The organism is Segatella salivae F0493, from assembly GCF_000477535.1.
Taxonomy (GTDB): domain Bacteria; phylum Bacteroidota; class Bacteroidia; order Bacteroidales; family Bacteroidaceae; genus Prevotella; species Prevotella salivae.
On record NZ_AWGW01000007.1, the window covers coordinates 276,644 to 289,746 of the forward strand.

Genomic DNA, 13,103 nt, shown 5'->3' on the forward strand with positions numbered 1-13,103 from the left:
CATAACAACATAGAGAAAGCAGGCTAAAATGATTTAGAAAAGCTCACCTTTTGCTTTCAGTCGTTGTATCAAAACATTCATTTCAAGACTCATTTACCCTTAGAAGACTGCCAGTTTTTCTCCGCAATAACGACTTTTATGTCGCCATACGTGATATCATTCGAGCACTTTTCCTTAATGGTTTTCATGTCGGCACTCGTCCCAAGCATAGTAATGGCGGCATTAACCACCTTATATCTTTCTGCTCCTATAATGTCAATAGCCTTCAATTCCCCCTGTTCTACATAGTAAGCCAAATGATTTTCAATCGTTGAAACTGTCAAACTGCGTGCTACAGCAATATCCCCCACCGTCTTACCAGCGTCAAACATACAGCGCGAAACAAGCTTTGTATCTTCCCGTTTGGGCTTAGGAGTAGGCTCTTCTGCCTTTGATTTACGCCTGCGCCGTGACTGATTGCCTCGTGGAGCAACCTCATCAAGCGCATCAAGAAAGGCTGTTTGCCGAAGATTCAGATAGCGTTCGGCCTTGAAACCTCGTTTATAAACCTCATCAAGTAAGTAGTGTTTTGTCAAGAAAGCTAACAGAAGATCGTCAAAAGTGACTTGCAACCGCTCAGCACCATGCTTATTTTCCACCTTGATTTCAGCCGTTTGATCTAACAAAGGGCGTATATAGGTGTTCAACGTTGCATTAAAATAGCCCGCACTTCGCTTCACTCTGTCTAAGAATTCGACCTCATTCAGTTGGTCAAAATTAGATTGATTGATGACTGAAAGCCACTTCATTGCAACACTTCCGACTTGTTGTTGCATACTCTTTAATGTGGCCTTATGCAATAAAGTGAGTTTAGGATAAGCGTGAAGCCATTCTATCGCCGCCCGACAAAGCGCCTCTTCAGCCCGCAAAATGTCTGTAAATGTGAAGAGTTCCATCAGTAATTGCTTATAATAGTCCTGCTTATAAAACTCTAAAAGCCCTATACTGCGACGCGCTTCTGCCTCTTGTCGTGAGATATACTCCTTCACTCTTTGATCATTTATGATTGCTTTCTCATCGATACGAGAGGCAAGTACGAGGCCATTTAGCGTCTTACAACGGCTTAAAGCCACGTAAACTTGGCCCGAGGCGAACGACAAACCAGCGTCTATTATGGCTCGTTCGAACGTCAAACCCTGGCTCTTATGGATTGTAATTGCCCACGCTAAACGCAATGGATACTGCCGAAACACACCTTGGATTTCAGGCTCTATTTCCTTTGTTTCCTTATTAATCACATAACGAGTATTCTCCCATTCCTGCATCGTTACAATGATATCAAAGTTATCTTCGGGGCAATGTACGATGATATTCTCATCATCTATACGCTTCACTTGACCGATTCGACCATTATAATACTGTCGAAGTGGAGACGAATCGTTCTTTACAAACATCACCTGTGCACCCTCTTTGAGCGTTAAAACCTCACTCGTTGGGTAACTATATTCAGGGAAAGTCCCCTTGATTTCAGCCTGAAAGTTATATGAAGTAGATGAAAGCTGCTCAAGTTGGCTATCATTATAGTGATCAGCCATAGCGTTATGAGTCGTCAATCTGATGTAACCTTGGTCGGTCTTTGGATGGAAATCAGATTGATATCTGCCGTTCAACAGCTCCAGATCTGCAGCAGTTGTACACCCTAAACGCACATGATTCAAGAGCTCAAGAAAGTCATTATCCTGCTGACGATAAACGTGTTTGAGTTCTATTGTGACATAAGGTATCTCTGAAAGTGCATGACTTCCGAAGAAGTATGGCGTCGAATAATAAGGTCGTAACATGTTAGAATCCTCCTCAGTTACTACGGGAGTGAGTTGTTGAAGGTCACCCATCATCAACAGTTGTACGCCTCCAAACGGCTTCATTGGATTCTTAAAGCGACGCAACACGGCATCAATGGCATCCAAAAGGTCACTCCTTACCATACTAATCTCATCGATAATAAGCAGGTCAAGCGTTCTAATGATGTTACGTTTCTCCTTAGATACGCCATACTCTCCTTTGACTATAGTGTTCGGAATGTAGGGAGAGAACGGCAATTGAAAGAAAGAATGAATGGTCACTCCACGTGCATTGATGGCTGCAACGCCTGTAGGCGCAACCACAACCAAGCGCTTTTGACTCTTCTCTACAACGCTTTTAAGGAATGTAGTCTTACCCGTTCCGGCCTTACCCGTTAGGAAAATACTCGTTCCTGTATGTTCAACAAACTCCCAAGCTTGCTCTAATTCTATATTCGTCTGCATGATATTCTGTGACAATTCAAACTTTCTTTCACTACGAAATCCAAGGGGATTTATCTCACAAAGATACTGATTTTATCTGAAAAAAGTAGTAACTTTGCATGAATATGAAGCCAAATCCATCGCTTTTCACATCAACTTTACTCACGTGGTATAGCAAACATGGACGTCATTTACCATGGCGCACCACGCAAGATCCCTATGCTATCTGGCTTAGTGAAGTCATTTTACAACAAACGCGCATAGCCCAGGGCACATCATATTGGTTGCGTTTCATGGAGAAATGGCCGCATGTAGAAGATCTTGCGGCTGCAACTGAAGACGAAGTGATGCGTATGTGGCAAGGATTGGGCTATTATTCGCGTGCCCGAAACCTTTATCAGGCGGCACAACAGATTGTTACTTTAGGTCAGTTTCCCAACACTTTATCCGACATTAAGCGTCTAAAGGGCGTGGGAGACTATACTGCTGCAGCCATCGGAAGCTTCGCTTTTGGTCTTCAAGTGGCTGCTGTTGACGGCAACTTCTATCGTGTGCTGGCGCGTTACTTTGGTATTGACACGCCAATGAACACTCCCGAGGGAGTTAAACTCTTTGCCGCTTTGGCCCAAGAGCACCTTCCTGAGGGTGCAGCAGCTGACTATAACCAAGCTGTTATGGACTTCGGTGCAACGCTATGTACCCCAAAAGCTCCGCAATGTACAAGGTGTCCATTAGCCGAAACGTGTGTTGCGAGGCGCGAAAACAGAGTCGATCAACTGCCCGTTAAACTAAAAACACTAAAGGTACTGACGCGAAACCTCTCCTTATATTATATAAGGTGGAACGGGAAAACAGCCATTCATAAACGTGGAAGCGGTGATATATGGCAAGGATTATGGACAGTTCCCGAGTCCGAACATCTCACTCCACGACTCCGAAAAACTGCCGTTCTACTGCAAAAAGGGGTGAAACACGTGCTCACTCACCGCATTCTACTTGCCGACTTCTATCTCCTCTCACCAAAAGAAAAGCCTGCTTTGCCTGAAGATTTTATCTGGATAGATGAAAAAGACATCGAAAACTATGGCATACCAAGGCTGATGGAGAAGCTGATAAACCTTGCTCAACCCCTTCAAAGAGAAGGAATCAGACCATGAATGCCTACAAAGAAAACAGAAAAGCGCTACTCTACATCGTGTAAAGTAACGCCTTCCTTATCGTCAACTAAATTAATTCGTTTCAGAAATTCAGTATCCTTAACTTGTCAGTTAGCCTTCTCGGCCCTTAGACAAGCACAGGTATGTTTCCTACTTAAACTCATTCCGAATCTTCTCTGCTATTTCCTTAAATTCTTCTTCGCTTAGTTTCACATGATGTTTGAAGTCTACATCAGCCTCACTATTCATCGGAAGAAGATGTATATGCGCATGATTTACCTCCAAACCAAGCACTACTTCAGCCACCTTTTTGCATGGAAAGGCAGCCTTGATTGCCTTGGCTACACGCTTAGCGAACACCTGAAACTCAGCCAATTCATCATCATCCATGTCGAAGATATAATCTACTTCGCGACGTGGAACAACCAAAGTGTGTCCCTTTGTGACTGGATCAATGTCGAGAAACGCATAAAATTTGTCGCTCTCTGCACACTTATAGCTGGGTATTTCGCCTGCAGCAATCTTTGAAAATATCGTACTCATTGCGGTAATCTTTATGTTATTGCAAAGCTTAAGCCTCGATACTAATCTTATCTATGCGTAGTTTGATGACGCCACGCGGTATCTTTACCTCTACAACATCACCGACTTTATGATTCAACAAGCCTTGAGCAATAGGCGTCTTGATGCTGATTTTGCCCTGCTTTAGATTGGCTTCACTTTCACTTACAATAGTATATACCATCTTAGACTTATTAGACATGTTGGTCATCTCTACCTTTGACATAATCTGAACGGCATCCGCGCTTAAACGAGACACGTCAACTATCTTTGCTTCGGCAATGTCAAGCTTCATCTTATTGATTTTACTTTCAAGATGAGCTTGGGCTTCTTTGGCCGCATCATACTCTGAATTCTCACTTAAATCGCCTTTATCTCGGGCCTCAGCAATTGCGGCTGATGCCTTAGGACGCTCTATTGATTCGAGCCGTTTGAGCTCTGCTACAAGTTTGTCGTAGCCTTCTTGTGACATGTAAGCCATAATCTTTCTTGTTTGTTTAATATAAATTGAACGCTGTAAGAGTAAACAATAAGATAAGAATTCCGACATATTGTCTCTGTCGGAATTCCAAATCCTCTTTCTACTCTTTGTGTTTTATCTGCTGCAAAGATAGAGATTAAATCTGAATAAAACAAGTTTTTAAATATCTTTTGCGTAAAACGGCAAGTTCAAATGGGTTTGTTTGCGTACACAAAGTTGACATAAATCAATTAAAACTATTATAAATTACTTTTATAGATAATAGACTTGACAAGATTAGTAAAATGGAGTAACTTTGCAATGTGTTTTTCATAGTATTAGATTTAAGGTTAATAAAGATTGGGACTCAGCGGAGCCCCTTTTTTGTTTTTAGCCAGTTTGTAACGCCGAAAAACAGCAAACCCAAGAACTTTCAAAAGTCGTTTTAAGCAGAAATCATTTGTATTGTGAAGAGAAATCAAGCTAAATCACAAACAATAGTCCTCAAATCGTTTCATCAACTGCAACCATTGCCCCACAGCCTCATCCTACCTCATTCCCTACCCCCACACAACTTAGCTCTCCTCTCCTATGGAGGAGGTGGGAAAGGTGCAATCAAAAGCGAGGTAAAATGAGGCAGATTAGTGCACGAAATGACGCAAATTAGCGCATAAAGTGACGCAAATGACAGCATGAAATGACGCAGATTGCGACGGACAATGCTACAAAGCATAAAATAAAAGCCGTTTTCTGTCCTTACAACTTGCTGGAAACGGCCTTTCAACTTCTATTTTATTGATGTATAAAATGCTTTTATCCTACACTCCTTCTTTATACAAAAACACAAAAAACGCCCGCATTTTGTGCGGGCGAATGATTGAAAGCAAGTTTCAATATATTATGGCTAAGTTTGTAGTTTGCTTGCGCTCACACGTCGACTTCATTTTCATCATCCTTTAATCTTGTGCAATCAACGATAACATCTCAGGTAAGACAGGGCGCGAAAGGCATGTCATTGGCACACCATTCCGCCCATTTGAAGTCTATCTCTTAACGATTTTATTCTCTATTTTGATGCCGGCTGCACGTGTTTGTGAGGCACGACTGAAGACGATATCATTAGATTTTGCATAACTATAACGGGCAAGTTTGAAGTCGATAAACTCGTTGTTATTCACTCCTATCATAGTACCTTCAAAGCGGTTTGCATCAAGATAGCTCTGCATGTTACTTGTTTTATCGAGCAAAGTGATGCGATATTTCTTCTTAGAACCATCATAAGTGACATAGATATCGCTTGTAGTCTTGTCGATTTTCCATGTAAAATAGAGGGTTTGTGATTGCGTATTACCATTTGAAGTGGCTGTATCTATCTCACGACCACGGCCTTTCAGTCCCGTTGCATCATATTGATCGAACTCTAATTGTGCGTTAAATTGTGCGATGGTGCGTTGTCCGTTGTCGTCATTATACTCATATCTCATCGCGCCTTCCCAGTGTCCTCGCAGGGTGTTGGCTAAGTTTTTGAGGTATTGTACATCGCTATCTGTATTGCCATCTGAATTATTCGACCACCAGTCTTGATTGTCTTCATAGTATGTTGAGCCTGAACTACAGCTTGATAATGCTATGGAAACAGATGCTATCAACAGCAAAAATAAGATTTTAGTGAGCTTTTTCATATCCTAATTCTATTTTAATAAACAAATGATTTATCTTTTATTCAGCGAAGAATCGTTGTGGACGGCTTTCTGATTTGACTGCACTGCGACTCTTGGCATAGCCATAATAGCCATCAGAATAATAGTTGTTGTAATTATAATCGTTCCAGTTTGGCGAATAAGTATGGTAAAGTGTGATGGTCAAATCTTTGCCAGTGTTCGTTCGAATATATCCCGACAGACGGTCATCGCTAAGACTATAATTATAGATTACTATGTCAGTATTCTCTTCTATGAAGTGAATATAGATGTTAGAGTTCCTTACTTGCCACGTGATGTGACTCGCTTGATAGTCATAAGGGGCATTACTGTAGTAGTCAACCCAATAGCCATCGCCCGAGTTATAACCGCTATTGAACTGCACTTTGCTTTCCGATGCTTTATATTCACGGTCATTATATCTCGAAGATACATAGACATTGCCCTGCCATGTGCCGTTTAAGGTGGCAGCAACTTCGGCATCTTCGTCACAAGAAACCAAAGCAACAGAAAACATTGTGATAAGAACTATGGAGAATATTGTCGTAAATCGTTTCATAATAACATGAGTTTAATGATTACACTTCATTTTAATTTCACTGATACAAAAGTAGAATGATTTTATGAACCTTAAAATATAATTTCCATATTCCATGATAGGGATTTCCCTCTTTGATTGGGAGAAACGCGCTGAATGACGCTAAAAAGCAAATGACAAGGTGGCAGTTAGGAGACGAAGAAACACACATCGAATCTAAAATTGAGTTAACATTGAACGCCGTCTGATTGATATTCGATTATAATCACTATCTTTGTGAAAGCGTGTATGACAGAAATGACAATATAAAAAAGTGGCACATTATTTGTCGTATGCGAGATATTAGATTATAATTTGTATCAATAAATAATAAAATTAAAATGAAAACAGTTTATGATTTTTCTGTAAAAGACAGAAAAGGTGCCGATGTTTCACTGAAAGAATATGCCAATGAAGTACTTCTTATCGTAAATACAGCAACGAAATGTGGCTTTACTCCGCAGTATGAAGAACTTGAAAAGCTTTATGAAGACTATCATTCTAAGGGCTTTGAAGTATTAGATTTCCCTTGCAATCAATTCGGACAACAAGCTCCCGGCACTGATGAGAGCATACATCAATTCTGTAAACTCAACTACAATACAGCCTTTCCACGCTTTAAAAAGATTAAAGTTAACGGCGAAGATGCCGAACCTTTGTACAAGTTTCTAAAGGAACAGAAGGGCTTTGCAGGCTGGAATGAGAGCCATCCTATATACCCAATATTGGATAAAATGCTTTCAGAAGCAGACCCAAACTATAAGGATAGTCCCGAGATTAAATGGAACTTTACGAAGTTTCTCATTAATAAGAAGGGACAAGTTGTTGCTCGTTTCGAACCAACGGAGGACTTTGAGCACATCAAAGCAGAGATAGAAGCACTGTTGAAAGAGTAATTTTACATGATATAAAAAGTAACTTTACATTATAAAAAGAGTAAGATTACATTATAGAAAAAGTAACATTACGTTATAAAAAGAATAATTTTACATTATATAAAGAGTAACATTACGTTATACAAAGAATAATTTTACATTATAATTAGTACGAGAACAGCATATGGAACATATAAAATGCTTAATTATTGGAAGTGGACCTGCTGGATATACTGCAGCAATCTATGCTGGAAGAGCTAATCTTCAACCCGTAGAATACTGTGGAATGCAGGCGGGAGGACAGCTTACTCAGACCACAATTGTAGACAATTTCCCAGGTTATCCCAATGGTGTTGACGGCAATCAGATGATGATTGAGCTTCGAGAACAAGCCAAACGATTTGGTGTTGACATGCGAGATGGCGAGATCATTAAAGCCGACTTCTCTCAAAAACCCTATGTGTTTACAACCGATCGGAACGAGGAAATAGCTGCTGATAGCGTTATTATTGCGACAGGAGCAACGGCAAAATTCCTTGGACTTCCTGACGAACAGAAGTATATGGGGCAAGGAGTCAGCGCATGTGCAACGTGTGATGGTTTCTTCTATCGCAAGAAAGTGGTAGCTGTTGTAGGTGGAGGTGACACGGCATGTGAGGAAGCTCACTACCTATCGGGACTCTGTTCAAAGGTATATATGATAGTGCGCAAGCCCTATTTGCGTGCTTCTGAAGCCATGAAACGCCGCGTTGAAGCTGCCGAAAACATTGAAATCCTCTATGAAACCAACACACTTGGACTCTATGGAGACAATGGAGTTGAGGGCGCACATGTGGTGTATCGTAAAGGCGAAAGTGACGAACGGCAGTATGATTTGCCTATAGATGGATTCTTCCTTGCCATTGGTCATAAGCCACAAACAGCCATTTTCAAAGACAGTATCGCGCTTGATGAACAAGGATTCATTAAGATTGAGGGCCAAACGCAAGCCACAAATATCGAAGGAGTGTTTGCAGCCGGTGATGTATGTGACCCTCATTACCAGCAAGCGATTATCGCAGCAGGCACTGGAGCAAAGGCCGCCTTGGATGCACAAGCCTATTTAAGCGAGCTGGGTGAATAGAACTCACGACGCGGTTTGAGGCAGATTACGGTGCAAAGTGCATCGAATTACGATGTAATTTGCGTCAAATTGTCGCATGATTTGCGTCATTTCATGGCGTGTTTTGTATCTAATTGAAACACAATTAGATACTACTTGCGACAGAGGTAGAGTCCAACGAAGGTCAAAAGTCCGTTGACCATCAACAACTCATAACCGAATTCATACCCGGTTGTTTGTCTTGTTATCGTCTCGATAGCAAAGCAAATGACCGGGCTTATTATTGCTATATAAGGCACATAGTGGTCTTTCACCTGCCAACGCGTAAAAAGTCCGAAGGCAAACAGTCCGAGAAGCGGACCATAAGTGTAGGAACAAATGATATAAATGGCATCAATCACACTCGTAGAATTTAGCGCTTTGAATGCCAAAATGAATACTACAAAGAGCAAAGCAAAGCCAAGATGTGTGCGCTTTCGAAGTTTTTCATCGTCTTTTTTCTCCATAATGTCGACACACCATGTGGTGGTTAAGGCCGTCATAGCACTGTCTGCGCTCGAAAAACTGGCTGCAACAATGCCTATAGTAAACAACACTATTACGAGTGAACCGAGGCTTCCTGTGGCAGCAAACATAGGTAAAAGGTCATCGGTTGCACATGGAATCGCAATGCCTTCTCTATGGGAAAGCATCATCAAAAGAATGCCAAGAGACAGAAAAAGCAGGTTAGCCGGCACGAAAGCTAAGCCATAAGAACACATATCCTTTTGCGCTTCACGCAGCGATTTGCACGTAAGATTCTTCTGCATCATATCTTGATCCAAGCCCGTCATTACGATAACAATGAATATTCCGCTTAAAAACATCTTCCAAAAGTTTTGCTTTGATGCCCAGTCTTGCCATATAAACACACGACTATGACTATCATTTGCTATCGCCGTTACAGCCTGATTAAGGTTCAGATGGAGGGCTGTCATGACATGAAAGATGATTAAAATCAACGCTAAAAACATGCAAAGGGTTTGAAAAGAGTCTGTCCATACGAGCGTTTTTATGCCTCCTTTACGTGTATATAGCCATATCAGACCAACCATAAAGACTACCGTCACAAGGAAAGGGATGCCTAATTGGTCGAGAACAAAACGTTGAAGAATGATGCAAACCACATAGAAACGCACGGCCGCTCCAATGAGTTTAGACAACAAAAAGAATGAAGAACCGGTCTTATATGCCCGCTGTCCAAGCCGAGTTTGCAGGTAAGTATAGATTGTTGTGAGGTTCAATCGATAGTAAACTGGCAGTAACACGAACGCCACTATCAAGTAACCAAAGATAAAACCAAAACACATCTGCAGATAGGTCATATCGATTTTAACCGCCATTCCAGGCACACTGACAAATGTAATCCCCGAAATCGATGCACCTATCATGCCAAAAGCCACCATATACCAAGGCGAACGGCGGTCAGCGCGATAGAAAGTACTGTTTGTTGCACGTCTACTTGTAAACCTACTAAACACAAGTAGTATACAAAAATAAGCTAAAATTGTAACGATTATAACCATGATGACTGCAAAATTAATAAAAAATCATTATTTAATTACGCTAAAAGTTTCTTTTTATTACCTTTGTATGATAAAACGATATGAGACGACTCATCATATAAAATGAATTTATGAAACAGAAGAAATTTATCTTACAGGAACATGATATTCCTAAACATTGGTATAATATTCAGGCAGATATGCCCACCAAACCTATGCCGCCACTGAATCCTCAGACGCGAAAACCACTCACAGTTGACGACCTTAGCCACATCTTTAGCAAGGAATGTTCACGTCAAGAGCTTGATACTGTGAACCCATGGATACCTATTCCCGACGAGGTTAGAGAGAAATATTCGTATTATAGAGCCACACCCTTAGTGCGAGCTTATGCACTTGAGCAGGCGTTGGGCACCACTGCACACATCTATTTCAAGAATGAGAGCACGAATCCCTTAGGTTCTCACAAGATAAACTCAGCCATTCCGCAGTGTTATTACTGTAAAAAGGAGGGCGACACTAACGTCACAACAGAGACTGGAGCGGGTCAATGGGGCACGGCATTAAGCTATGCTGCCAAGCTATATGGACTCGAAGCGGCCGTATATCAGGTGAAGATTACGTTACAACAAAAGCCATATCGTTCTATGCTTATGCGTACGTTTGGTGCCACAGTTGAGGGTTCTCCCTCGATGTCTACACGCGCAGGGAAAGACCTTATCACGCGAAATGCAAACGATCCAGGCTCATTAGGCAGCGCAATCTCTGAGGCAATAGAACTTGCAACGACTACACCGGGGTGCAAATATACGTTGGGTTCGGTGATGAATCATGTCGGATTACACCAGACAGTCATTGGACTTGAGGCCGAGAAACAAATGCAAATGGCGGGTGAATACCCTGATAAGGTTATCGCATGCTTTGGTGGTGGCAGCAACTTTGGAGGCATTGCATTCCCTTTTATGCGTCATATCTTCGATGGAACTCACAAGGAAACAGAGTTCATTGCGGCTGAACCAGAGAGCTGTCCTAAGCTTACTCGTGGCAAGTTTGAATACGATTTTGGAGATGAAGCGGGCTATACTCCCCTACTTCCTATGTACACTTTAGGTCATGATTTCAAGCCCGCTAACATCCATGCAGGCGGACTTCGGTACCATGGAGCGGGTGTAATCGTCTCTCAACTCATTAAAGATGGTTACATGCATGGCGTCGATATTCCGCAATTAGAGTCGTTCAAAGCGGGCTTACTCTTTGCACAAACCGAAGGCATTATACCCGCTCCAGAGAGTTGTCACGCTATAGCGGCGACCATACGCGAAGCAAACAAGGCCAAAGAAGAAGGCAAGTCGCCCGTCATTTTGTTCTGTTTGAGCGGACACGGGCTTATAGATATGCCAAGCTATAATAGCTATATCAATGGCGATTTGCATAATTATAGCTTGAGTGATGAGGAGATTGAGGAGAACTTGAAGCATGTTCCAAAGCAAGCATAAGCTCGCTTCGTGTAATAAGATAATAAAGAAGGAGGGCAAGATAAAAGCACTTTATAAATCAATAAGATAGCAACAGAAAAGCCGTTTTCAGCAAGTTATAAAGACTGAAAACGGCTTTTATTTTATTCTTTGTAGCATTATCAAATGCTATCTGCGTCATTTCACGCTGTCATTTGCACCATTTCATGCGCCAAACTGCCTCATTTCATGCGCTCATCTGCCTCATTTTACATTGCGAATCCTTAGGCTTTTATCTCTCTTTTGCCGTCATTCACTTAACCATCTGAGACACATGCTGTTACAAGTATAAATAAAGTGCACACTCATTCGACAAACCTTGAAAGATGAATACGCAAGCTTCATGTCTTAGTTAATTCCCCATGAGCGGAAATAAGAACGCACTTCTTGAGCACTTTCGTGTTCAACCTTGTGCTCAAGCTCGTCAGGTAGATTACAGAAGAAGTCGATTCCTGTTAACCTTTCCAGTTCATCGATGTTGACAACATACTGTGAAAGCCGGTCACTTGAATGGTTTTCATAGAGGTGTTCTACCCAAAAACCAAACGCATGATAACCTTTTTCATCTTTCATTAGCACTGCCATGAAGAAATAACGAGGCACAATGAAGCCGCTCTTTGTATGGGTAAGAATTTGTGAATCTTTATCAATCGTTCCACCTTTACATACATAAACCACCTCACCACGATTGGCATTGTTTTGTATGCAGGCTTCCATCTTCTGCCAAATACCAGCATTAAACACATGAACTTGAGGCTGCATATTCGACATATAGAATGTTTGTTCGTTGGCTTCTTTGGCATATATACGGTCTTCTGAAGCGCAAATGTGGCCCCGATCGAAGTAACTATTGGGATAACCAGGATAGTGGCTTCCACTAAACTCCCCTCGAACAGGCGATTGTTCGTTGGCAGGAATCTTCGGATCTACCTGAAATGGGTCGCTTCCCCATTTCGTATTATTCCATTGTTTGCGGTTCCAACCTTTCTTGTTATTGGCACTTGTTATCTCATAACAACTCCAACGCTGCGACCGTTTGGCATGATCCCATTCCAAAGCATAGGTCATTCCATAAGCCGAAGTGCTATGAACAATAACTTCACTCGTACCTCCTTTCAGCTTAGGAAACTCCAAACGAGTGACTTCTGCAGGCCTTCCGATAGCGAGAACATTGCGATTTTCGTTTACTTCGGATGTCTTTCCACCACCATTATTGATGTCATTTTCATGATCAGTTCCACACGAAGTAAAAGCAAAAACAACTGAAAAGAGAATAAAAAAAGAACGATACAATCTCATTATATTAGTTTTTTGTGCAAAAAAATGCGTTCAAACGTATATGCAACTAC

The 13,103-nt window shown here is 41.5% G+C and carries 11 protein-coding genes; 4 read left to right on the forward strand and 7 right to left on the reverse strand.

Features of this window, described 5'->3' with window-relative positions; translation table 11 throughout:
• Positions 1-89 precede the first annotated feature (89 nt).
• Positions 90-2,285, reverse strand: a complete 2,196-nt coding sequence (locus HMPREF9145_RS03725; RefSeq protein ID WP_036906408.1) for a helix-turn-helix domain-containing protein — start codon at positions 2,283-2,285, stop codon at positions 90-92.
• 104 nt (positions 2,286-2,389) lie between these two features.
• Here HMPREF9145_RS03725 and mutY point away from each other — a divergent pair, with 104 nt between their 5' ends.
• Positions 2,390-3,421, forward strand: coding sequence for an A/G-specific adenine glycosylase (gene mutY / locus HMPREF9145_RS03730; RefSeq protein ID WP_021825064.1), 1,032 nt, complete (start codon positions 2,390-2,392; stop codon positions 3,419-3,421).
• A 150-nt stretch (positions 3,422-3,571) separates the two neighbouring features.
• Here mutY and HMPREF9145_RS03735 read toward each other — a convergent pair whose 3' ends face one another.
• The 4 genes from HMPREF9145_RS03735 to HMPREF9145_RS03750 form a co-directional block, all read right to left on the reverse strand.
• Complete coding sequence (locus tag HMPREF9145_RS03735) at positions 3,572-3,964, reverse strand: HIT family protein (protein WP_021825099.1); 393 nt, start codon at positions 3,962-3,964, stop codon at positions 3,572-3,574.
• A 28-nt stretch (positions 3,965-3,992) separates the two neighbouring features.
• Complete coding sequence (gene greA, locus HMPREF9145_RS03740) at positions 3,993-4,463, reverse strand: transcription elongation factor GreA (protein ID WP_021824937.1); 471 nt, start codon at positions 4,461-4,463, stop codon at positions 3,993-3,995.
• A gap of 1,022 nt (positions 4,464-5,485) precedes the next feature.
• Entirely contained in the window at positions 5,486-6,124 is a 639-nt protein-coding gene (locus HMPREF9145_RS03745) for a hypothetical protein (RefSeq protein ID WP_021825013.1), read from the reverse strand.
• 37 nt (positions 6,125-6,161) lie between these two features.
• Entirely contained in the window at positions 6,162-6,701 is a 540-nt protein-coding gene (locus HMPREF9145_RS03750) for a lipocalin-like domain-containing protein (RefSeq protein WP_021825102.1), read from the reverse strand.
• A 359-nt stretch (positions 6,702-7,060) separates the two neighbouring features.
• Here HMPREF9145_RS03750 and HMPREF9145_RS03755 point away from each other — a divergent pair, with 359 nt between their 5' ends.
• Both HMPREF9145_RS03755 and trxB read left to right on the forward strand, forming a co-directional pair.
• Positions 7,061-7,615 carry a glutathione peroxidase gene (locus HMPREF9145_RS03755; RefSeq protein WP_007135550.1) on the forward strand — a complete coding sequence of 185 codons (555 nt, stop codon included), beginning with the start codon at positions 7,061-7,063 and terminating at the stop codon, positions 7,613-7,615.
• Between the two features lie 163 nt (positions 7,616-7,778).
• A complete protein-coding gene (gene trxB, locus HMPREF9145_RS03760) occupies positions 7,779-8,717 on the forward strand; it encodes a thioredoxin-disulfide reductase (RefSeq protein WP_021824879.1) in 939 nt (312 codons plus the stop codon).
• Positions 8,718-8,848: 131 nt separating this feature from the next.
• On the opposite strand, the gene HMPREF9145_RS03765 is transcribed toward trxB, so the two are convergent.
• Positions 8,849-10,261 carry a sodium:solute symporter gene (locus tag HMPREF9145_RS03765; RefSeq protein ID WP_021824823.1) on the reverse strand — a complete coding sequence of 471 codons (1,413 nt, stop codon included), beginning with the start codon at positions 10,259-10,261 and terminating at the stop codon, positions 8,849-8,851.
• Positions 10,262-10,371: 110 nt separating this feature from the next.
• On the opposite strand from HMPREF9145_RS03765, the gene HMPREF9145_RS03770 reads away from it, so the two are divergent.
• On the forward strand, positions 10,372-11,736 hold the full coding sequence (locus HMPREF9145_RS03770; RefSeq protein ID WP_007135547.1) for a TrpB-like pyridoxal phosphate-dependent enzyme: 1,365 nt from the start codon (positions 10,372-10,374) through the stop codon (positions 11,734-11,736).
• A gap of 366 nt (positions 11,737-12,102) precedes the next feature.
• Here HMPREF9145_RS03770 and HMPREF9145_RS03775 read toward each other — a convergent pair whose 3' ends face one another.
• On the reverse strand, positions 12,103-13,053 hold the full coding sequence (locus HMPREF9145_RS03775) for a DNA/RNA non-specific endonuclease (RefSeq protein ID WP_021825161.1): 951 nt from the start codon (positions 13,051-13,053) through the stop codon (positions 12,103-12,105).
• Positions 13,054-13,103 lie beyond the last annotated feature (50 nt).